The sequence below is a fragment of the Silanimonas sp. genome, from assembly GCF_044377035.1.
GTDB lineage: Bacteria > Pseudomonadota > Gammaproteobacteria > Xanthomonadales > Xanthomonadaceae > Silanimonas.
Map to the genome: position 1 here is coordinate 104,326 of NZ_JBILJW010000003.1, position 21,268 is coordinate 125,593.

The window sequence follows — 21,268 nt, forward strand, 5'->3', positions numbered from 1 at the left end:
CGGGGCGAGGCGGCTCAGGCTTCGTCGGGCAGGTCCACGCCGGCCTGGCGCAGCGCCGCCTCCAGCGCGCCGAGGTGCTTCCGGTAGCGGCGCCAACGCCCCGCGGCGTCGCCGTAGAGCGGGCGCCGCACCTGCCAGTAGCTGGCGGTCTTCACCGTGTTGCGGCGTTCGTGGAACGCGAGGCAGCGCGCGTCCCATTCCAAGCCCAGGAAGCCCAGCACGCCGCGCACCGTCGTCTCGGCATCGCGCACCAGCGCCTCGTAGGGCACCGCGAGCAGGTCGCCGGGGAAGCAGGCCTCCCAGTGCGCCATCAGCCGGCGGTACTGGCCGTAGTAGTGCCCGATGTCGCCGAGGTCGTTCGCATACGGCGTCACCTCGAGGTTCATGTGCTGCATGTACACCGACAGGCCGTTGTCCATCGGATGGCGGACGGTGTGCAGGATCTTCGCGCGCGGGAACAGGCGCTTGATCAACCCGACCAGCAGGTGGTTGTCGGGGCGCTTGTCGGTGAGCACGCTCGCGCCGCGCGAAGCGGGGAACAGCGCCTCCACGTGCGCGCGGTACTCCGCGGCGAGGCGCTGCAGGTCCGCTTCGTCGAGGCCGATCGCACGGACGGGGAAGGGCGCCAGCCGTTCGAAAGCGAGCCGCGGCAGCCAGTCGATCTCGCCGCCGGCCACCACGTCGGGATGCCCGGACAGCACCTGCTCGAGCAACGTCGAGCCGGAGCGGAACATGCCGCAGATGAAGACCGGCACGGGGCGGCTGTCGTCGCTGCCATCGTCTGGCGTCGCGGTCGGTTTCGGAAAGGCCGCGACCACCGCGTCCACCATCGCGGCCTCGCGCCGCGGCTCGTAGCGTCGGCCTTCGCGCCGCAGCAGGCTGCGGTTGCCGCGGGCGAAGGCGTCGAAGGCGGCGTCGACCTCGCCGAGCCGGTCGAGGCCGTGGCCCAGCGCGAATTGCAGGTGCACGCGTTCGAGCGCATCCGGTGCGGTCGTCTCGATGGCGGTGCGCAGCGCCGCGAGCAGCGGGTCGTCGGGCGTGGTGGGCGGGCGCATCACCGCGGTGCGCGCCAGCGCCACGTGGCGCAGCGCGGCCTCCGGCACCGTGGCGAAGCGCGGATCGTCCAGCGCCCGGGCATAGCAGGCGAGGGCGGCGTCGCGCTCGCCGCGCTGCTCGTGCAGGTTGCCGAGGTTCATCAGGGCCGGCAGGTAGTCCGGCTTCAAGGCCAGCGCCGCCTCGAGTTCGGCCTGCGCCTCGCCGTCGCGGCGGAGGTCGTCGGCGAACCACACCGCGCGCTGCAGGTGCGCCTCGTGCGGGCGGGCGACGCCGCAAGAGAGGGCGGTGCCGAGGGCCGCCGCCGCCGCCTCAGGCCGGCCGTCCTCGGCATGCACCGTGGCCAGCGCGCGCCAGGCCTCGCCGAAGCGCGGTGCGACGGCGAGGGCTTGCTCGATCAGGGCGCGCGCGGCGCTGCGGCGTCCGGCCCGGTGTTCCGCGCCGGCCTGCGCCAGCAGGGCGCCCGGATCCGGCGCGCCGTTCGTCACGGGCGATGCATCGCCAGCTGCCAGCCGACGAGATGGTTGCCGGCGTGGTGCAGCGGATGGCGCTCGATCAGGGTGAAGCCCAGCGTCGCCGCCTGCTGTTCGAGGCGGGCGATCGCCGCTTCGTCGAGCGCGTGTTCCACGAGGTCGTTGAGGCGGCGCCACGAGGCGCGCAGTTCCTCTTCGGCGCGATCCACCTCGAGCCCGACCAGCGCCGGCTTCTGGGTGCGTCGCGAGGCCAGCAGCTTCTGCGCCGCGTCGATGGCGACCGCGAACACTCGCCCGGATCCCGGCTGCCGCGTTTCCGCCGTCGCGTGGGCTTCGCGCACGGTGCGGATGCCTGCCACGAGGTCGTCGCTGGCGGCCTTGAGCTGGGCTTCCGGGACGTTCTCCATCGTGATGAGGCGATGCACGCGGCGGTACAGGCGCACCTGCTTCAGCACGAGGTCGCAGTCGGCGAGCGAGCGGCGCGCGGTGAGCAGCAACTCCGACGACGCGTGGTGGAGGATGAACTGCGCGTCGCCGCCCGGCTTCAGCACGCGGTGGATCTGCGCGAGCGCGGCGGCGGTGTCGCTGTATTCGAGGGCGTAGTGGCCGGTGACGGCGTCGAAGCGGGCGTCCTCGAAGGGCAGTTTCTCGGTCGCCACGCCGGGGTGGAAGCGGATGCCGGCGAATCGCTCGGCGCCGTTCGGCACCTGGTGCACCGGGTCGATGCGGGCCAGGTCGGTGGCCTCGATGGCCCACTGCGCGCCGCGCGAGCGCGCGACATCGAGCGCGATCAGCGGCACCACGCCATTGCCCGTCGCGATGTCGAGCAGGCGGGCGTCCATCGGCAAGGTCGAGAAGAAACCCACCCAGGCGCGCCGGACGTCCTGGTCGTAGAGGCCGTCAGGGCCGGCCGGGCCGGTCGCGATGGCACCACCGCGGTAATAGGTTTCCCACTGTTCCAGGCTCAAGGCGAAAGGCTCCGAAGATCGACGCGCGAGTATAAAGGCGCGCTCCTCCGCCGAGGCGCCCCGGCCCGCGCAGGCTATGCTTCCCGCCCTGTTTTCCCTCGTCGGAACCCGCGTGAATCCGCCTCTGAATTCCCTCCTGCAGGCCGCGAACGCCGCCGCCAGCCAGGGCCGTTGGTCCGAGGCGCTGGCCCTGCTGCAGCAGGCCCACCGTGCCGCACCGCGCGACCCCGGCATCCTGATGCGCGTGGCCCATGCCCTACGCGAGACCGGCGACAGGGAAGGCGAGGGGCGCGCCATCGAAGCGGCGCTGGCCATCGATCCGTACTTCCTGCCGGCACTGCTGGCCAAGGCCGCGATCGCCGAGCGGAACGCCGGGTGGCGCGCGTCGGCGCCGCTGTATCGCAACGCCATTGCGGCCGCCCCGCCCGAGCCGCAGTGGCCGCCAGGTCTGCAGGGCGCGCTCGCGCACGGCAAGGGCGTCGTCGCCCGCTATGCCGAGGCGATGCAGACCTTCCTCGAGGACCGCCTGTCGATGCCTGCATCGAGGCTCAAGCCCGAGGAGGCCGCGCGCTGGCACGAGGCCGGCGCGCTGGTGGCCGGGCGTGCCAAGCCCTATCCGTCGGTGGCGAACCGCCTGCAGGTGCCGCGCCTCGCGGCGCTGACGTTCTTCGACCGCGCGCGTTTCCCGTGGGCCCGCGCCATCGAGGCGGCGACGCCGGCGATCACCGAGGAGTTCCGCGCCGTCCACGCCCGCGACAACGCCGAGTTCCGCCCCTATGTGCAGTACGCGCCCGGCACCCCGGTCAACCAGTGGGAAGCCTTGAACCACTCGCGGCGCTGGAGCAGCTATTTCCTCTGGCGGAACGGCGCGCCGATGGCCGAGCACCAGCGCGACTGCCCGGCGACCACCGCCGCGCTGGCCGAAGTCGAGATGGCCGAGATCGCCGGCCTGTGCCCGAACGCGATGTTCTCGGCACTGGCCCCGCACACGCACATCCCGCCGCACCACGGCGAGACCAACGCCCGCTTGGTGGTGCACCTGCCGCTGATCGTTCCGCCGAACTGTCGCTATCGCGTCGGTGCCGACACCACGCCATGGACGGTGGGCGAACTGTTGATCTTCGACGACAGCATCGAGCACGAAGCACGCAACGACAGCGACGAACTGCGCGTGGTGCTGATCTTCGACGTCTGGAACCCGCTGCTCTCGCCCGACGAGCGCGAAATGGTGCGCGCGATCAGCGCCGCCACGCGCGACTTCCACCTTCAGGAGTAATCGCTTGAACCAGAATCCGCCCATTGCCGGTGCGCCGCGCCCCCGGCTCGCCGAGGGCTTCGCCGCACTCCGCGAGAACCGCCTCGACACCGCCGCCGCGCTGCGCGACCAGTGGCTCGCCACCCACCGCGACGACGCGGAGGTGCGCTTCTACGCCGCCGAGGTGGGCGCCTTCACCGGCGAGCTCGAGGACGCCCTGGCCCACATCGAGGCGGCCATCGCGCTTGCCCCGGGCCAGTGGCCGTTGGTGCTGAAGAAGGCGAGGCTGCTCCTCGCGCTGCGCCGCCGCGACGACTTCCGTGCCGCCGCCGACGAAGCCGCGCGCCTCGCTGGCAACGACCCGCAAGCCCTGTGGGAGATCGGCCGCGCGCACACCGGCAACGACGACCCGCGTTCGGCGCGGCCGCTGTTCGAGCGCGCCCTCTCGGCCGGCTTCGACCATCCGGGCCTGCGTCTGAACCTCGCCGCCACGCAGTTCTTCGCCGGCGAGTTCGACGCGGCCGAGACCACGCTGGCGCGCGTGCTGCAGCAGGCGCCGCGCGTCGGCGAGGCGGTACACCTGCGCTCGACCCTGCGTCGCCAGACCGCCGCTGCCAACCATCTCGCCGACCTCGAAGCACGAGTGGCCGAGCCCGCCACCGATCCGTCCTATCGGGCCTCGGTGCTCTACGCGCTGGGCAAGGAGCGGGAGGACCTCGGCGACGCCCCGGGAGCCTTCGCGGCACTGGCTGAAGGCGCTGCGCTGTGGCGTCGCACCCTTCGCTACGACCCGGCCGCCGAACTCGCCAGCATCGATGCGCTGCGCGAGGCCTTCGACGCCCCAGCGCTCGCCCGTCTCGGCGCGGGCCACGACGAGCCCGGGCCGATCTTCATCGTCGGCCTGCCGCGCACCGGCACCACGCTGCTGGAACGCATGCTCGATCGCGTGCCCGGCGTGCGTTCGGCCGGCGAACTGATGGATTTCAAGCAGGCGCTGGGCGCGGCCGTCGCGGCCGTGCAGCGCGAACGCCCCGGCCTGTCGCCGATCGAGGCCTCGCTGGCGATCGATGCGGCGGCGCTGGGTCGCGATTACCTGCGCGGTGCCCGCGAGGCAGCTGGCGGCAGCCCGGTCTTCATCGACAAGATGCCGGTGAACTTCCTCTACTGCGGGCTGATCCACGCGGCCCTGCCGAAGGCGCGCATCCTCCACCTGCGCCGCGAACCGATGGACGCCTGCCACGCGGTGTTCAAGACGCTGTTCGCGCAGGCCTATTTCTTCTCGTACGACCAGGGCGAGCTGGCCGCCTACTACGACCGCTACCGTCGCCTGATGGCGCATTGGCAGGCGGTGGCGCCCGGCGCGATCCTCGACGTGCGCTACGAAGACCTCGTCAGCGACACCGAAGCGCAAGCCCGGCGCGTGCTCGACTTCTGCGGCCTGCCTTGGGACGACGCCGTGCTTCGCCCCGAGGACAACGCCCGCCCGTCCACCACGGCCAGCGCGGCCCAGGTGCGGCAGCCGGTGCACGCCGCCTCCGTCGGGCGCTGGCGCTCGGTGGCCGAGGGCCTGGCCCCGCTGCGCGCGCGGCTCTTCGAGGCCGGCTGGATCGACGCGGACGGCAACGGTCGCTGAGTCTCCGGGGCCGTGCGACCCCGGCACGCACTTCCGTAACGCGAGGCACAAAAAAACACGGCGGGCTTTCGCCCGCCGTGTCGTTTCAGCCGTTACGCGTACCGCTTAGAACTTCACGTTGATGCTCGAGAAGATGTAGCGGCCCGTCTGGTCGTAACCACCCGGAGCGTTGGCGTTCAGCGCGTTGTTCACGCCCACCAGCGGCGGTTCCTTGTCCGCGATGTTGTTCACACCGAAGTTCAGCTCGATGTTGTCGGCGATCGCGTACGAGCCCGAGAGGTCGATGTAGTTCTGCGCATCGATACCGCCACGGGCAGCAACCAGCGTGTCGGCGGTCAGGCGGGCGCCGTTGGTGCCGATGTAGTCGAGCTCGCCGAAGTGGCGCCAGCGCAGGTTGACCGACCAAGCGTCGCGGCTGTAGCGGAGGCTGGCGATGTGGCGCCATTCCGGCGTGGAGCAGCTCGGGTTGATGCGGCCGGCGCAGTCGAACTTGGCAGCGTCGTTCACGCCCGGCAGCGGGTTGGACGTTTCCTCGAGGATGAAGTTACCCACGAAGTTCGTGAAGAAGCGGCCGCCCAGGGCTTCGAACGTGTAGCTCGACTGCAGGTCGATACCACGCGCGCGCAGCTCACCGAAGTTGTCCAGCGTGTTGCGGACGAACTGGCCCTCACCGCGCCAGATGTCACCCGAGACCGGGTTGCGCTGGATGCGGCTGCAGAGGAACGGGTCGCCGGTGGTGGCGCAGAAGTTCAGGATCGTGCTGGCACCGATCGCTGCGATGGTGTCGTCGATCTTGATGTCGTAGTAGTCGACGGCGACCGAGAGGTTCTCGATCGGCTGGATCGCGAAGCCGATGGTGTAGGTGTCGGCTTCTTCCGGCACCAGGTTCGGGTTGCCGCCCGAGAACTGGTTGTTCTGCTGCGCCGGGTTGCTCGGGACGCGGCCGTACTGCGCGGCCGAGACGCCGGTGTTGGCACACTGGGCCTGGGTGAAGGTCGGCGTGGCGCCGGCGCAGGGATCCGCGCCGCCGAACAGGGTCACGCGCTGCTGCGCGAACAGGTCGTTGATGCCCGGGGCGCGGATGGCGCGGTTGTAGCTGAAGCGCGGACGCACCATGCCGATCTCGCCGGTCAGGCCGATCTTGTAGGTGCTCGCGCCGCCCGAACGCTCGTAGTCCGAGTAGCGGTAGCCGATGTCGGCGTCCAGCGACTTGAACAGGCCGTCACCCGCGAACAGCGGGATCGCAGCTTCGGCGAACAGCTCGCTGACCTTCGTGAAGCCGTCGACCGGCGGCGCGGCAGCGCCGGCACCGGCGAAGTTGCCCGCGGCGCTGTTGCTGTCGGAGACGGTCGCGTAGCCCTCGTAGCGCGACTCGACGCCCACGACGGCCCAGATGTTGTCGCTGGCGGTCGGGAAGGCGAAGCCGGCATCACCCGTGGCGTACGCGTTGAACACGCGCATCTCGGTGTCGGTCTTGTTGAAGCTCACGCCCGCCAGCGAGTTGGCGGCGGCGGCGGTGACGCCACCCGGACGCCACACGTTGTAGAACTGGCAGCCGGCGAACGAACCGGTCGGGCAGTTCAGCAGCGCGTTCTGGATGCGCGAGGTCAGGAAGTCGTTGAAACCCTGCGTGTCGTTCTGAGTGCGAGCGAACAGGAACGACGCGTCGTAGTTCCACGAACCGGCCAGCGCGCCCTTGGTGCCGACCACGAAGCGGTACGACAGGTCCGAGGTGTCGCTGCGGCGCGGGCCGCCTTCGACGTTACGGCGGGCGACGTACACGTCGACGGTGCCGGCCGGGTTGAAGCCGAGCTCCGAACAGGCCGTGCCGAGGATCGGGTTGGCGCAGCTGACGCCCAGGAGCGGGGTGAAGAAGGCGCCCGACTCGGCGATCTGCGAGCTGTCCTTGCGGTTGACCATCATCGCTTCGAAGTACGGAGCGAAGTACTCGTTCACTTCGTAGCTCACCGAGGCGCCCGAGGTGAAGCGCTCATCCGGGCGCTGGTAGTAGTTCGGCGGGGCGTAGTTGTACGGCGCGCCGTACGAGTTCTGCCAACGGCCGGCGCTGTTGAAGCTCGCCGAGACGCCGCGACCGGCCTGGTAGAAGTAGAAGTTGCCGGTGGCATTGGTGGCCGAGCCACCGCAGGCGGTGCCGGCGGCGTTCAGGGCGCAGGACGAATAGTCGCGCTGGCCGTGGAACAGCGGATCGTTCTCGCGGTAGGTGACCCACGCCATGGCGTGGCCCATGCCCTCGGCGAAGCGGCCGCCCCAGGCGAGGTCGACGTTGCGCGCGGCGCCGTCGAAGCCCGAGTTGCCGTCCTCGAACGAGAAGCCACGACGACGCTGCAGTTCCTGCATGTACGCGTTGTCGTTGTTGTGCTGGTAGGCCGAGTAGCCCGCCGACACGCTGAAGCCTTCGAACTCGGTGTCGAGCATGAAGTTCACGACGCCGGCGACGGCGTCCGAACCGTACACGGCCGAGGCGCCGCCGGTCAGGATGTCGACGCGGTTGATCAGCGCGGCCGGGATGATGCTGATGTCGCGCAGCTCACCGGTCGGGCCCGGCGGCAGGCGACGGCCGTTGACGAGCGTCAGGGTGCGCTCGGCGCCCAGGTTGCGCAGCGAGACGGTGGCGTAGCCGGTCGACGGGTTGTTCGACTGCGAGTCGAAGGCCGGGGTCAGCTGCGGGTACTGGTTGACGAGGTCGTCGACGCGCGACGCGCCGTTGATCGCGAATTCCTCGCGCTGGATCTCGGTCACCGGAGCCGAAGAGGTGACGGTCTGGCTCTGGATGCGCGAACCGGTGACGACGATGGCGTCGAGCACCTGCTCTTCGGAGGATTCACCCTCCTGGTCTTGCGCGTAGGCATTGGTCGCACCGAGCGACATGGTGCCGGCAACGATCGCGAAACCGATCGCTGCGGACAGCGGATTGAACTTGGTCATGCTTGGCTCCCCACGTGGTGTGGATATCTGTGTTGGCTCCGGAGTCCCTTCCTGCTCGTCGGTAAACCGATCAGGAAGGAAGGGAAATCGAGATCCCCGGTGTAGATCCCGGGGTGCCCCGACTCTAACGCAAACTTCACAATGTGCAAAAGGTCACGTTCGCGAGGCTGCCGTTCAGTCTCTTTTCCCTGTGAGACTTATCGGGCACGCAACGCCCCCGGGGGGGGGCGGCGGGCTCAGAGCGCGTAGCCGAACTGCTGGCGGAACTGCTCGGCGAACTCGGCGTAGTCGAAGCGCTGGTTCTGCGGGCCGAGGTGTTCGATCTTCAGGGCGCCCATCAGGCTGGCGATGCGGCCGGTGGTGGCCAGGTCCAGGTTGTTCATGAAGCCGAAGATCAGGCCGGCGCGGTAGGCGTCGCCGCAGCCGGTCGGGTCGACCACCCGCATGGCGGTGGCCGAGGGGATGTGGATCATGCCGTCCGGGGTGTGGACCTCGGAGCCCTTCGGGCCGCGGGTGATGAAGTAGGCCTTCACCTTGCTGGCGATCACCTCGGCCGACCAGCCGGTGCGCTCCTGCAGCAGGCTCGACTCGTAGTCGTTGACCGTCACGTAGGTGGCCTGGTCGATCATCCGGCGCAGTTCCTCGCCGTTGTACAGCGGCATGGCCTGGCCGGGGTCGAAGATGAAGGGGATGCCGCACTCGGCGAACTCGGTGCAGTTCTGCAGCATGGCCTCGTAGCCGTCCGGGCCCACGATGCCGAAGCTGACGCCCGGCACGTCGCGGACGTGGTTTTCGTACGACCGCATCATCGCGCCGGGGTGGAAGGCGGTGATCTGGTTGTCGTCGAGGTCGGTGGTGATGAAGGCCTGCGCCGTGTAAAGGTCGGCGATCTCCTTCACATGGGTCAGGGGGATGCCCAGATCGCTGAAGTGGGCCCGGTAGGGGCTGAAATCGGCGCCCACGGTGGCCATGGGCAGCGGCTTGCCGCCCAGCAGGTGCAGGTTGTAGGCGATGTTGCCGGCGCAGCCGCCGAACTCGCGGCGCATCCGCGGGACCAGGAAGGACACATTAAGGATGTGCACCTTGTCCGGCAGGATGTGGTTCTTGAACTGGTCCTGGAACACCATGATGGTGTCGTAGGCCAGCGAGCCGCAGATCAGGGCAGCAGTCATCGGATCGGTCCTCAGGGGTCGTCGTAAGCGCGCCCCGGCCGGATGACGGGTGCCGCGCGGTGCCCGGTGGCGGCCGGGCGGGCCGCGAAGGATACCCGCATTAACGGGCTTTTTCCTTGTGGGGCAGGGTGCGCGGTTGCTACCCTTGTCCGCTTGTTTCCAGCGACTTTCCGGCCCGATCCCCGATGTTCAAGAAGCTCCGCGGTCTGTTCTCCAACGACCTGTCGATCGACCTCGGCACGGCCAACACCCTGATCTACGTCCGTGGGCAGGGCATCGTCCTCAACGAGCCGTCCGTCGTTGCCGTCCGCCAGGACCGCGGCGTGGGCTCGGCCAAGTCGGTGGCGGCCGTCGGCGCCGAGGCCAAGCGCATGCTGGGCCGCACGCCGGGCAACATCATGACCATCCGGCCGATGAAGGACGGCGTGATCGCCGACTTCACCTACACGGAAGAGATGCTCAAGCACTTCATCCGCAAGGTGCACACCAGCCGCCTGCTGCGCCCCAGCCCGCGCGTGCTGATCTGCGTGCCCTGCGGCTCGACCCAGGTCGAGCGCCGCGCCATCAAGGAGTCGGCCCTCGAGGCCGGCGCCCGCGACGTCTTCCTGATCGAAGAGCCCATGGCCGCCGCGATCGGCGCCGGGATCCCGGTGGGCGAGGCCTCGGGTTCGATGGTCATCGACGTCGGCGGCGGCACCACCGAAGTAGCGGTGATCTCCCTCAACGGCATCGTCTACGCGCAGTCGGTGCGCATCGGCGGCGACCGCTTCGACGAGGGCATCATCAACTACGTGCGCCGCAACCACGGCACGCTGATCGGCGAAGCCACGGCCGAGCGCATCAAGCTGGAGATCGGCTGCGCCTACCCGCAGAAGGAGGCCCGCTCGATGGAGGTCTCCGGACGCAACCTCGCCGAGGGCGTGCCGCGCAACATCACCATCACCTCGGCCGAAGTGCTGGAAGCCCTGCATGAGCCGCTGTCGGGCATCGTCACCGCGGTGAAGCAGGCGCTGGAGCAGACCCCGCCGGAGCTCTGCGCCGACGTGGCCGAGCGCGGCATCGTGCTGACCGGCGGCGGTGCGCTGCTGAAGGACCTCGACAAGCTGCTGTCCGAAGAGACCGGCCTCTCGGTGCACGTGGCCGACGACCCGCTCACCTGCGTTGCCCGCGGTGGTGGTCGTGCGCTCGAGCTGGTCGACATGACCGGCAACGAGTTCTTCTCGCCGGAGTGAACCCCGGCACGCCGACGACCGCCCGGCACCCGTGATCCACTCCGGCTCGCCAGCGCCGAAACTCTCGGAAGCGGCCGCTGGCACGCTGCCGTTGCTGGCCTGCATCACTCTCTCCGCCGTGCTGATGGTGGCCGACCATCGCGGTGACCTTTCGCCGAAAGTGCGCGCCGCGCTGTCCACGGCGGTCGAACCGGTCTGGCGCTTCGCCGCCCTGCCGGCCGCGCTGTGGCGATGGGCCGACACGGCGCTGAGCCGCCAGCAGGTGCTGGCCGACGAGACCATCACCCTGCGCCGCGAGCTGCAGCTGCGCGATGCGCAGCTGGCACGCCTCGAGGCGGTCGCCCGCGAAAACCAGCGCCTGCGCGCCCTGCTCGGGGGCACCGGCGATTTCCGCTTGGCCGTGCAGATGGCCGGCATCGTCGACGTGGACCTCGACCCGTGGCGCCAGCGCGTCCGGCTCGACCGCGGGAGCGCGGAGGGCGTCGAGGTGGGCCAGGCCGTGATCGACGCCGGCGGCATGCTGGGGCAGGTGGTGCAGGTGTCCGAGCACGGGGCCACGGCCCTGCTGCTCACCGATGCCAGCCACTCGGTGCCAGTGCAGGTGGTGCGCACCGGCTTGCGACTCGTCGCCGTCGGCACCGGTCGAAGCGACAGCCTGCGCGTGCCGAACATTCCGCAGTCGGCCGACATTCGCGAGGGCGACCTGTTGGTCACTTCGGGCATCGGCGGTCGCTTTCCCGCCGGTTTCGCGGTGGGCACGGTGCGTGCCGTGGGGCCGGAAGACACCCGCCTGTTCCTCGTCGCTGAAGTGACGCCCGCCGCCCAGCTCGATCGCGGCCTCGAGGTCCTGCTGGTGATGCGGGGCGAGATCGACATCGACGTGGGGCCGCCGATCCCGGAGGGCTACCGCGATCCCGAACCCAGCGCGCCGGAGGCGCCGCCCGCGGCACCCGTGAACACGCCAACGGCACCGGAGGCGCGCGAATGAATCGCGACACGCCCGTCTGGCTCCGGCTGGGCAGCCTCGCCTTCGGCCTGCTGTTCCTCGTACTGCCGCTGCCAGCGCCCTTCGACACGCTGCGTCCGCACCTGCTGGCGCTGGCGCTGGTGTATTGGGCGCTGGAGTCGCCGGGCCGCGGCGGCATGGCGCTGGCCTGGGTCGCCGGCCTGTTGGCCGACGTGGTGGCCGGCACGCTGCTGGGCGAGCAGGCGCTGCGCATGGCCGTGCTGGTGTTCCTGGTGCAGCGCTTCCGCGCGCAGTTGCGCTTCTTCCCGCTGTGGCAGCAGTCGGCGGCGGTGGGCCTGCTGCTGGTCAACGACTTCGCCCTGATGGCCTCGATCCGTCTGATCGCCGGGGCCGGCCTGCCCGGCTGGGGGCCGGCGCTGGCGCCGCTGGTCGGGCTGGTGGTGTGGCCCTGGGGCTTCCTGCTGCTGGATTCGCTGCGCCTGCGGCATCGCGAGCGGGCCGGCGGCCGATGAGGCGGTGGCGCGCCCGTCCCGTCCGCAATGCCGCGGCCGAAGGCGAGCAGTTCCGCCGCCGCGCCCTGCTCGCGGCCGTCGGTGTCGCCTCGGCCCTCGGCGCCCTCGCGCTGGGCTACGGCCGGCTGCAGATCCAGCAGCACGAGGAGTACGCCACGCGCTCCGAGGAAAACCGCATCCGGCTCGATCCCATCGTTCCAGCGCGTGGCCTCGTCTACGACCGCAACGGCGTGCTGCTGGCCGACAACGCGCCCGCCTACCGGCTCGACATCGTTCCCGAGCGCGTCGAGGACATGCCACAGCTGCTGGCCGCGCTGCGCGAGCGCGTGGCGCTGTCCGAGGATGAACTCCGCCGCTTCGATAACGCCCGCAAGGGCTCGCGGCGCTTCAAGCCAATCGCCTTGAAGCTGCGCCTCTCCGAAGAAGAGATCGCTCGGCTCGCCGTCGACCGTCACCGCTTCCCCGGCGTTGAGGTGGTGCCCTACCTGACGCGGCGCTACCCCTTCGGCGAACTCACGGCGCACATCGTCGGCTACGTCGGGCGCATCGACCAGGATGACGTCGATGCCTTGGAGGCGCGCGGTGAGTCGCGCTTCGCGGCGCTGCCGCACATCGGCAAGACCGGCTTGGAGCGCTACTACGAGAGCCGGCTGCGCGGCGACGTCGGCTACCAGGAGGTCGAGACGAATGTCGAGAACCGCCCGCTGCGCGTGCTGCGCCGGCACGACGCGAAGCCCGGCGCCGACCTGCACCTGAGCATCGATATCGCCCTGCAGAAGGCCATGGTCGAAGCTTTCGAGGGCAAGCATGGCGCGGCGATCGCGATCGATCCCGAGACCGGCGAGATCCTCGCCATGGTCAGCCTGCCGAGCTACGACCCGAACCTGTTCGTCGGCGGCATTTCCTTCGACGACTACCGTCGGCTCAACGAGGACGTGGCCCGTCCGCTTTTCAACCGCAATGTCCTCGGCGGTTTTCCGCCGGGCTCGACGCTGAAGCCCTTCATGGCGCTGGCGGGCTTGGACGAAGGCTTGATCACCCCAGAGACCACGGTGTTCTCCAGTGGCGCCTACCGGTTGCCGGGCCAGGCGCGCGAGTACCGCGATTGGCGCCCGGGCGGCCACGGCACGATCAACCTGCGCGAGTCGCTGGCGCAGTCGGTCAACACCTACTACTTCGACCTGGCCATGAAGCTGGGCATCGACCGGATCAGCACCGATTTCGATCGCATGGGCTTCGGCAAGCCGACGGGCATCGACCTCACCGGCGAAGCCTCAGGGGTATTGCCCAGCCGCGAGTGGAAGCAGCGCCGCTTCAGGCAGGTCTGGTACCCCGGCGAGACGGTGATCGCCGGCATCGGGCAGGGCTACTGGGTGGTGACGCCGCTGCAACTGGCGCAAGGCACGGCGATGCTGGCCGGCGACGGACAACTGCGACGCCCACACCTCGTCCGAGCGACGCAGGCCGGCTTCGGCGCACCCCGTCTGCCCGAGCCGCAGCCGGCGCCGCTGCCGGTGGTCCACGATCCGGCGCACCTCGCAGCGGTCCGCGACGGCCTCGTCGCCACCATGCACGGGCCGACCGGTTCGGGCGCTCGTGCCGCCGTCGGCGCGCATTACCTGATGGCGGGCAAGACCGGCACGGCCCAGCGGGTGAGCCGGCAGGGCACCGAGCGCCTCGACCCCAACAAGCTGCCCTATCACCTTCGCCACCAGGCCCTGTTCGTCGGATATGCGCCCGCCGAGGCGCCCACCATCGCCGTGGCCTTGGTCGTTGAACACGGCGGATCGGGCTCGCTGGCGGCTGCGCCGGTGGCCCGACGCATCTTCGATGCCTGGATCGGCCCGCCGCCGGCGGCCCCACCGACGTTGCCAGCGGAGGCTCCCGGGGCGACGGCGGCGCCGACGCCCGCCGAACCCGCCGTGCTCCCGCCCGCCGCCCCGGAGTCGCGCGAATGAACGTATTCGTGCGCGTCTTCAGCGCCTTCGCCTGGCGTTGGCTCGACAAGGTGGATCTGCCGCTGCTGCTCGGGCTCTGCGCCATCATGGCCATCAGCCTCGTCGTGCAGGCCAGTGCGGGCGGCGACGTCGATTCGGTCGTGAAGCAGGCCGCGCGCTTCGCCGTCGGCCTCGGTGCCCTGCTGATGCTGTCGCGCCTCGCGCCGTCCACCCTGCGGCAATGGACGCCGTTGGCCTACCTCGCCAGCCTCGTGCTGCTGGGCCTGGTGTTCGCCGTCGGCACGGGCCGCAGCGCGAACCTGTGGATCGACCTCAAGGTGTTCTATCTGCAGCCCGGCGAACTGCTGAAACTCAGCGTGCCGATGATGGTGGCCTGGTTCCTCCACCAGGCCCACCTGCCGCCGCAGTGGCGCACGCTGGGCATCACCGCCGTGATCATCGGCTTGCCGGTGGGGCTCACCATCCTCCAGCCCGACTTCGGCACCGGCCTGCTGGTCGGGGCCTCGGGCGTGTTCGCCGTCTTCCTCGCCGGCATCGCCTGGTGGCGTATCGGCCTGTTCGCCGGCCTTGGCCTCGCCGCGCTGCCGGTGGGCTGGCAGTTCCTGATGCCCTACCAGCGCGACCGCATCCTCACCTTCCTTGACCCGGAATCCGACCCGCTCGGCACCGGCTGGAACATCATCCAGTCGAAGATCGCCATCGGCTCCGGCGGCGCGACGGGCAAGGGCTGGGGGCAGGGCACCCAAGCCCACCTCGATTTCCTGCCCGAGCACACCACGGATTTCGTGTTCTCGGTGTTCTCCGAGGAGTTCGGCTGGCTCGGCGTGCTGGTGCTGCTGGCGCTGTACTTCTTCGTCGTGGCGCGCTCCCTGTGGCTGGCCTCGCAGGCCCGCGACACCTACGGCCGCCTGCTGGCCGGCGCGTTGGCGCTGACCTTCTCCGTCTACGTGATCGTGAATGCCGGCATGGTGGCGGGCTTCCTGCCGGTCGTGGGCGTGCCGATGCCGTTGCTGAGCTACGGCGGCACGTCGGCGGTATCGCTGTTGGCCGGCTTCGGCATGGTGATGGCGGCGGGTGCGCATCGGCGCACTTGGGGGGGCTGAGGCGCCTGAACCTCATCCGGTCTCGCGCCTGCCGCGCGGTGGCGGCGGACCGCTCTTCGCGGACTCGGGGCTGTCCTGCCCCGAGCCGCGCGCTCGCCATCCTTGGCTCGCTTGTCGCTGGTCCGCCGCCCCGCGGGCGCGGCGCCCGGCCCCTTCCAGGGCGCCCCCTCCGGTCGGGAGTGCTGGTGTCGCGACGATGTTGACTTGCTCCGCTATTCGGCTTTGCCAAGTCGCAGCGGACCGAGCGCAAGGCCAGCGGCGCGGGGCGAATAAGGAGCCCCGGCGCGTGGACCAGGCGACAGCCCGGAGGGCGGCTCATGGATGAGCCGCCGCTCGAGGTACATGGATGTACCCTTCGAGCGGGCCGCCGGGTTCAACTCGAAGCAGGTCATGGGGCGGGCCAGCCTCGCGTCGCTGGCTTTGCGCTTGGACTCTGCGTGCTTTCCTCGCGCGGCCCCCATGCGCCCGCATGGTAAATTCCGCGGCACAGCGCGACCTTCCTCGCGCGGATGTCCCGGCCTGATCCCGATGCGTTTCGCCCTGCTGTCCGCCGCGCTGCTCGCGGCCCTCGCCCTCCCGGCTTCGGCCGCCGAGACCGACCCCGCGGCGAAGGCGGCCTTCATCGCCGAAGCCGGTGCCAAGTACGGGCTCACCGACGCCGAGATCGAGGGCTGGCTGGCGAAGGCCACTTACCAGCAGAGCATCGTCAACGCGATGTCGCGTCCTGCCGAGCGAGTGAAGCCGTGGAAGGACTACCGCCCGATCTTCATCACCGACGCGCGCGTCGCCGGCGGCCGCCGCTTCCTCGCCGAGCATCGCGAAGCGCTGCAGAAGGTCGAGGACGAGACCGGCGTGCCGAAGCAGTACATCGTCGCGATCATCGGCGTCGAGACCGCCTACGGCCGCATCACCGGCAGCTTCGAGGTGCTGGATGCGCTCTACACGCTGGGCTTCCACTACCCGAAGCTCGGCAACCCGGAGCGCGAGGCCATGCGCGGCGCGTTCTTCCGCGACGAGCTGGCGCAGTCGCTGCTGCTCGCGCGCGAGGAAGGCATCGACATCCCGGCGCAGAAGGGCAGCTATGCCGGCGCGATGGGCTGGGGCCAGTTCATGCCGTCCAGCTACCGCGCCTACGCGAAGGACGGCGACGGCGATGGCAAGCGCGATCTCTTCGGCTCGCTGCCGGACGTGTTCGCCTCGATCGCCAACTACTTCATCGCGCACGGCTGGGAGAAGGGCAGCCCCGTCGTCGCGCGCGCCACCGCGAACGAGGGCGCGGCCTTCGCGCCGCCCGACCTCGAGCCGCGCTACGGCCTCGCCGAACTCGGCGAGAAGGGCTTCCGCCCGGCCGAGGCACAGGGCCATGACGCGCCGGCCACGCTGGTGACGCTGGAGGGCGCGGAAGGCACGGAGCACTGGCTGGGCTTCCGCAACTTCTACGTGATCACCCGCTACAACCGTTCGCCGATGTACGCCTTGGCCGTGCACCAGCTGGCCGACGAAATCATCGCGGGCGACGCCGCCCCGTGATGTCGCGCGTCGCCGGCCTCGTCGTCGCCTCGCTGCTGCTCGCGGCCTGCGGCAGTGCCCCGAAGCCGCGCCCCGACCCGTATGCCGGGGAGGCGGGAAGCCGCGTGCGTCCGCTACCTGATCGCGGCGCCGCCAGCGTCGATGCGCTGCCGCCGGCGCCGAACTGCGTGCCGCCGCGCGAGCACGACGAATCGCTGTACACCGCCGGTGGCCTGTACGCGCCGGGCGTGGCCGACAGCGCGCCGCCCGTGGCCATCGACGTGTCGAACATCCCCGAGCCGGTGCCGCGCCGCGAGCCGAAGTCGCGCTACGGCAACCGCGAGACCTACAGCGTGCTCGGCCGCACCTACCGCGTGATGGATTCGGCGGAAGGCTACGAGGAGCGCGGCATCGCCAGCTGGTACGGCTACAAGTTCCACGGCCGCCACACCTCCAGCCGCGAGCGCTACGACATGTGCGCGTTCACGGCCGCGCACAAGACCCTGCCGCTGCCGAGCTACGTGCGCGTCACCAACCTCGACAACGGCCGCAGCGTCGTCGTCCGCGTCAACGATCGCGGCCCCTTCCATGCCGGGCGCATCATCGACATGAGCTACGCCGCGGCCACGCGCCTCGACATGAAGCGCTCCGGCACCGCCCGCGTTGAAGTCGAGGCGCTGATGGGACCGGACCACACCCGCTACGCCGATGCCGTGCCGCCCACGCCGGCACGGCCCGCCTCGCCACCGCCGCGCGCCACGGCGCCCGTGCCCGCCAACCGCTGGCGCGGACCGGTCCCCCCGGCCGCGGACCGTCCGCTCACGCCGCCCACCCCGATGGGCATCGGCCCGCAGATCGTCCAGGTGGGCAGCTTCGGCGACCGCATGAATGCCGAGCGGCTGGTGGAGCGCCTCGCCGACGCGGGGCTCGACGGGGCCGAACTCGACCACGCCATCGTCGGCGAGCGCAGCGTCTGGCGCGTGCGCTTCCCGGCCCAGGCCGTGGACGCGGCGCAGGCGTTGGCAGCCCGCATCATCGACAGCGGCCTCGCCACCCCGCGGCTGTTCGGCGCGGAGCCTTGAAACCGCCATTCCCGCGCCGCATTCCGGCACGCGATTCAGCCGTCGCGCCGTAACCTTCCACCCTTTCCACGCGCGACCACCGCGCGCCCCGCACTCCGGAGTCCTGTCGTCCCATGCGTCGCCCGTCCCTGCTCGCGCTTCCCCTGATCGTCGCCGCCACGTTCGCCGTCGCCCAAACGCCCACGCCGCAGCCGGTGCCCCAGCCAGTGGCCGCCCCGGTGCCGCAGCCGAGCGCTCCGGTTCCCGCTGCCGCCCCCGTGGCGATTCCGCCGGCGCCGGCCTCGCAGGGCGCGGCCTGGATCCTGATGGACGCCACCAGCGGCCAGGTGCTCGCCGGCAAGGACATCGACACCCCGCGCGCGCCGGCCTCGATGACCAAGGTGATGACGGCCTACGTCGTCGCCGCCGAGCTGGCCGCGGGCCGCATCAAGAAGGACGACCAGGTGCTGATCTCCGAGCGCGCCTGGCGCGAAGGCGGCGCCGGCACCGCGGGCAGCTACTCGGGCTTCGACGTGAACACCCGCGCTCCGCTCGACGCCGTGCTCACGGGCATGGTCGTGCAGAGCGGCAACGACGCCTCGATCGCGATGGCCGAGCACGTGGCCGGCACGCAGGAGGCCTTCGCCGACCTGATGAACAGCTATGCCGCGAAGATCGGCATGACGAACAGCCGTTTCGTCAACGCCCACGGCCTCGACGCCGAAGGCCAGGTGGTGAGCGCGCGCGACATGGCCCTGCTGGCCCGCGCGATGATCCGCGACTTCCCCGAGGCGTATGCGCTGCACTCGCTGAAGGAATTCACCTGGAACGGCATCACCCAGCACAACCGCAACGGCCTGCTGTGGAAGGACCCCAGCGTCGACGGCATCAAGACCGGCCACACCAACAGCGCCGGCTACAACCTCGCGGCTTCGGCCAAGCGCGGCGACATGCGCCTGATCTCGGTGGTCATGGGCATCGAGACCGACTCGCGCGCCGATGCCTTCCGCATCCGCGAAGGCGACAACCTCGCGCTGCTGAACTGGGGATTCCGCTTCTACGAGACCCATGCACTGTTCGGCGGCAGCGCCGCGCTGGCGACCCAGCCGCTGTTCAAGGGCGAAACGGAGACCGTCGAACTCGGCGTCACCACGCCGGTGCTGGTCACGCTGCCGCGCGGCCGCTACGGCGACCTCAAGCCGCAGATCGACGTGCCGAGGCAGATCGTCGCGCCCATCACGCAGGGCCAGGCCATCGGCACGGTGCGCGTGATGCTCGACGGCAAGGAAGTGGCCTCGGCGCCGCTGGTGGCGCTGAAGCCGGTGGCCGAAGCCGGCTTCTTCGGCCGCATGTACGATGAATTCCTGATGTGGTGGAACGCCGAGTAATCGGCCGGAGCGCGCATGTCGATCACCTCCGACAACCCCGAACACGGCCTGCAGTTCCCGGGCACCTTCGAGATCAGCGCGATGGGCGCGGCGGGCGCTGGGCTCGACGTGAAGATGGCTGACGCGCTGGAGGCCGCCGGCTTCGTCGTGCATCGCGGGCGCCACCGCAGCCGGCCGTCAGCCAAGGGCAACTGGGTGTCCGTCACCTACGCCTTCGACGCCGCGACGCGCGCCGACTACGAGAAAGCCCACGAGACCCTGCGCGCCCTGCCCGAAGTGAAGTGGACGCTCTGACGCCGGTGCGCGTCCGCTGGCTGGGCCGGCAGGCCTATGCGCCGGTGTGGCGCGCCATGCAGGCGCTCACCGACCAGCGCGGCGCGGAGACCGTCGACGAACTCTGGCTGGTCGAACACGACCCGGTCTTCACGCTCGGCCAGGCCGGCAAGCCCGAGCACGTGCTGGCGGCCGGCGACATCCCGGTGATTCCCGTCGATCGCGGCGGCCAAGTGACCTACCACGGCCCCGGCCAGCTGGTGGCCTATCCGTTGGTGGACCTGCGGCGGCTCGGTATCGGCGTGAAGGCGCTGGTCGAGCGCATCGAGCAGGCCATCATCGACACCTGCGCCACCTACGGCTTCGCCGCCTTCCGCAAGGACGGTGCGCCCGGCGTGTACACGTCGGATGGAGCGAAGATCGCGGCCCTGGGCCTGCGCGTGCGGCGTGGATGCAGCTTCCACGGCCTGGCGTTCAACATCGCGATGGACCTCGAACCCTTCCAGCGCATCAACCCCTGCGGTTACGCCGGGCAGCCCGTGACCACGCTGCTAGACTGCGGTGGCCCCGGTGAGCTGCGCCTTGTGGCCGACGTGCTGGTGCCCCATCTCTGCCGACAGCTCGGCCTTGCCGCCGAGTGGCGCGACGACCTGCCGGATCTCGGCGCGGCGCCCGCCCATCCCTGACGACGCGACCCGAACCATGTCCACGCCGACCAAGACCATCCCGCTCACCGTGTTGACGCCCGACGCGCTCGAAGCGGGCAAGAAGCAGCTCGGCGGCGACAAGATCGGCAAGAGCCCGGTCCAGTTCGACGAGGCGCCGAAGCTGCGCAAGCCGAGCTGGATCCGCGTGCGCATCCCGGCAGGCAACGCGGTGCAGCAGCTGAAGTCGAAGCTGCGCGAGAACTCGCTCGTCACCGTCTGCGAAGAGGCGAGCTGCCCGAACATCCACGAGTGCTTCAGCCACGGCACCGCCACCTTCATGATCCTCGGCGAGGTCTGCACGCGCCGCTGCAGCTTCTGCGACGTCGCCCACGGCCGGCCGAAGCCGCCGGATGCCTCGGAGCCGCTGAAGCTCGCGCAGACGATTGCCGATATGCGCTTGAAGTACGTGGTGATCACCTCGGTGGACCGCGACGACCTGCGCGACGGCGGCGCCCAGCATTTCGCCGACTGCATCCGCGAGGCCCGCGTTCTCTCGCCGGCGCTGAAGATCGAGATCCTCACGCCCGACTTCCGCGGAAAGGGCCGCATGGACCGCGCGCTCGAGATCCTCGCGACGAACCCGCCGGACGTCTTCAACCACAACCTCGAGACCGTCCGCCCGCTGTACCCGAACGTACGCCCGGGTGCCGACTACGACTGGTCGCTGCAGCTGCTGCAGCGCTTCAAGGCCCAGCATCCGTCGGTGCCGACCAAGAGCGGCATCATGCTCGGCCTCGGCGAGGACATGGACCAGGTGAAGGAGTGCCTCGAGCACCTCCGCGCCCACGATGTCGACATGATCACCATCGGCCAGTACCTCCAGCCCACGCCGCATCACCATCCCGTGATGCGCTACTGGACGCCGGAAGAATTCAAGGAACTCGAGGCCTTCGGCTACGGTCTGGGTTTCAGCCATGTCGCTTCCGGGCCGATGGTGCGCTCGTCCTACCACGCCGACCGTTCGGCGGCGGAGGCCGGCGTCATCGCCTGATGCGACGTCCGGCACATTGACCGGCCGCCCAACCGCGGCATGCTGCATCGAACGGACGGACCAAATC

The 21,268-nt window shown here is 70.3% G+C and carries 17 protein-coding genes; 13 read left to right on the forward strand and 4 right to left on the reverse strand.

The annotated features are described in order from the left end of the window. Nucleotides 1-14: 14 nt before the first annotated feature. A complete protein-coding gene (locus tag ACIQ6S_RS02485; protein WP_397606970.1) occupies nt 15-1,541 on the reverse strand; it encodes a sulfotransferase in 1,527 nt (508 codons plus the stop codon). After that, nucleotides 1,538-2,494, reverse strand: a complete 957-nt coding sequence (locus ACIQ6S_RS02490; RefSeq protein WP_397606971.1) for a class I SAM-dependent methyltransferase — start codon at nt 2,492-2,494, stop codon at nt 1,538-1,540. Before ACIQ6S_RS02490 ends, ACIQ6S_RS02485 begins: the two co-directional genes overlap by 4 nt. Nucleotides 2,495-2,606: 112 nt before the next feature. Between ACIQ6S_RS02490 and ACIQ6S_RS02495 the strand changes: the two genes are divergently transcribed. Together ACIQ6S_RS02495 and ACIQ6S_RS02500 are read left to right on the forward strand one after the other, a co-directional pair. Then, the gene (locus ACIQ6S_RS02495) at nt 2,607-3,770 is read left to right on the forward strand and encodes an aspartyl/asparaginyl beta-hydroxylase domain-containing protein (protein WP_397606972.1); all 1,164 of its coding nucleotides are present in this window, start codon (nt 2,607-2,609) and stop codon (nt 3,768-3,770) included. Nucleotides 3,771-3,774: 4 nt separating this feature from the next. Then, on the forward strand, nt 3,775-5,382 hold the full coding sequence (locus ACIQ6S_RS02500; protein WP_397606973.1) for a tetratricopeptide repeat-containing sulfotransferase family protein: 1,608 nt from the start codon (nt 3,775-3,777) through the stop codon (nt 5,380-5,382). Nucleotides 5,383-5,487: 105 nt separating this feature from the next. Here ACIQ6S_RS02500 and ACIQ6S_RS02505 read toward each other — a convergent pair whose 3' ends face one another. Then, nucleotides 5,488-8,328, reverse strand: coding sequence for a TonB-dependent receptor domain-containing protein (locus ACIQ6S_RS02505; RefSeq protein WP_397606974.1), 2,841 nt, complete (start codon nt 8,326-8,328; stop codon nt 5,488-5,490). 236 nt (nt 8,329-8,564) lie between these two features. Beyond that, complete coding sequence (locus ACIQ6S_RS02510) at nt 8,565-9,500, reverse strand: carbohydrate kinase family protein (RefSeq protein WP_397606975.1); 936 nt, start codon at nt 9,498-9,500, stop codon at nt 8,565-8,567. A 185-nt stretch (nt 9,501-9,685) separates the two neighbouring features. Here ACIQ6S_RS02510 and ACIQ6S_RS02515 point away from each other — a divergent pair, with 185 nt between their 5' ends. The 11 genes from ACIQ6S_RS02515 to lipA all read left to right on the forward strand — a co-directional run bounded on the left by ACIQ6S_RS02515 (nt 9,686) and on the right by lipA (nt 21,201). Beyond that, nucleotides 9,686-10,732 carry a rod shape-determining protein gene (locus ACIQ6S_RS02515; protein ID WP_297867047.1) on the forward strand — a complete coding sequence of 349 codons (1,047 nt, stop codon included), beginning with the start codon at nt 9,686-9,688 and terminating at the stop codon, nt 10,730-10,732. A gap of 31 nt (nt 10,733-10,763) precedes the next feature. Then, the gene (gene mreC / locus ACIQ6S_RS02520) at nt 10,764-11,720 is read left to right on the forward strand and encodes a rod shape-determining protein MreC (RefSeq protein WP_397606976.1); all 957 of its coding nucleotides are present in this window, start codon (nt 10,764-10,766) and stop codon (nt 11,718-11,720) included. Beyond that, entirely contained in the window at nt 11,717-12,211 is a 495-nt protein-coding gene (gene mreD, locus ACIQ6S_RS02525) for a rod shape-determining protein MreD (protein ID WP_297867049.1), read from the forward strand. The genes mreC and mreD overlap by 4 nt, the downstream gene beginning before the upstream one ends. Next, on the forward strand, nt 12,208-14,169 hold the full coding sequence (mrdA, locus tag ACIQ6S_RS02530; RefSeq protein WP_397606977.1) for a penicillin-binding protein 2: 1,962 nt from the start codon (nt 12,208-12,210) through the stop codon (nt 14,167-14,169). Before mreD ends, mrdA begins: the two co-directional genes overlap by 4 nt. Next, nucleotides 14,166-15,272, forward strand: a complete 1,107-nt coding sequence (rodA, locus tag ACIQ6S_RS02535) for a rod shape-determining protein RodA (protein ID WP_397606978.1) — start codon at nt 14,166-14,168, stop codon at nt 15,270-15,272. Before mrdA ends, rodA begins: the two co-directional genes overlap by 4 nt. 390 nt (nt 15,273-15,662) lie before the next feature. Next, nucleotides 15,663-16,802 (forward strand): lytic murein transglycosylase B, encoded by a 1,140-nt coding sequence (mltB, locus tag ACIQ6S_RS02540; RefSeq protein WP_397607048.1) that lies wholly within the window; start codon nt 15,663-15,665, stop codon nt 16,800-16,802. Then, complete coding sequence (locus ACIQ6S_RS02545) at nt 16,802-17,863, forward strand: septal ring lytic transglycosylase RlpA family protein (protein ID WP_397607049.1); 1,062 nt, start codon at nt 16,802-16,804, stop codon at nt 17,861-17,863. The genes mltB and ACIQ6S_RS02545 overlap by 1 nt, the downstream gene beginning before the upstream one ends. Before the next feature lie 113 nt (nt 17,864-17,976). Then, a complete protein-coding gene (locus ACIQ6S_RS02550) occupies nt 17,977-19,230 on the forward strand; it encodes a D-alanyl-D-alanine carboxypeptidase family protein (RefSeq protein ID WP_397606979.1) in 1,254 nt (417 codons plus the stop codon). Nucleotides 19,231-19,245: 15 nt separating this feature from the next. Beyond that, nucleotides 19,246-19,524: a DUF493 family protein gene (locus ACIQ6S_RS02555; protein ID WP_297877078.1), complete on the forward strand. Its 279-nt coding sequence runs from the start codon at nt 19,246-19,248 to the stop codon at nt 19,522-19,524. Further along, entirely contained in the window at nt 19,512-20,189 is a 678-nt protein-coding gene (gene lipB / locus ACIQ6S_RS02560; RefSeq protein ID WP_397606980.1) for a lipoyl(octanoyl) transferase LipB, read from the forward strand. The genes ACIQ6S_RS02555 and lipB overlap by 13 nt, the downstream gene beginning before the upstream one ends. 16 nt (nt 20,190-20,205) lie before the next feature. Next, complete coding sequence (lipA, locus tag ACIQ6S_RS02565; RefSeq protein WP_397606981.1) at nt 20,206-21,201, forward strand: lipoyl synthase; 996 nt, start codon at nt 20,206-20,208, stop codon at nt 21,199-21,201. The last annotated feature ends 67 nt before the right edge of the window (nt 21,202-21,268 follow it).

Bases quoted from the DNA above. Each gene is read 5' to 3' on its own strand.
- ACIQ6S_RS02505 (WP_397606974.1), bottom strand. From the start codon at position 8,328: ATGACCAAGTTCAATCCGCTGTCCGCAGCGATCGGTTTCGCGATCGTT.
- ACIQ6S_RS02510 (WP_397606975.1), bottom strand. From the start codon at position 9,500: ATGACTGCTGCCCTGATCTGCGGCTCGCTGGCCTACGACACCATCATG.
- ACIQ6S_RS02515 (WP_297867047.1), top strand. From the start codon at position 9,686: ATGTTCAAGAAGCTCCGCGGTCTGTTCTCCAACGACCTGTCGATCGAC.
- mreD (WP_297867049.1), top strand. From the start codon at position 11,717: ATGAATCGCGACACGCCCGTCTGGCTCCGGCTGGGCAGCCTCGCCTTC.
- mrdA (WP_397606977.1), top strand. From the start codon at position 12,208: ATGAGGCGGTGGCGCGCCCGTCCCGTCCGCAATGCCGCGGCCGAAGGC.
- rodA (WP_397606978.1), top strand. From the start codon at position 14,166: ATGAACGTATTCGTGCGCGTCTTCAGCGCCTTCGCCTGGCGTTGGCTC.
- mltB (WP_397607048.1), top strand. From the start codon at position 15,663: ATGGGGCGGGCCAGCCTCGCGTCGCTGGCTTTGCGCTTGGACTCTGCG.
- ACIQ6S_RS02545 (WP_397607049.1), top strand. From the start codon at position 16,802: ATGTCGCGCGTCGCCGGCCTCGTCGTCGCCTCGCTGCTGCTCGCGGCC.
- ACIQ6S_RS02550 (WP_397606979.1), top strand. From the start codon at position 17,977: ATGCGTCGCCCGTCCCTGCTCGCGCTTCCCCTGATCGTCGCCGCCACG.
- ACIQ6S_RS02555 (WP_297877078.1), top strand. From the start codon at position 19,246: ATGTCGATCACCTCCGACAACCCCGAACACGGCCTGCAGTTCCCGGGC.
- lipA (WP_397606981.1), top strand. From the start codon at position 20,206: ATGTCCACGCCGACCAAGACCATCCCGCTCACCGTGTTGACGCCCGAC.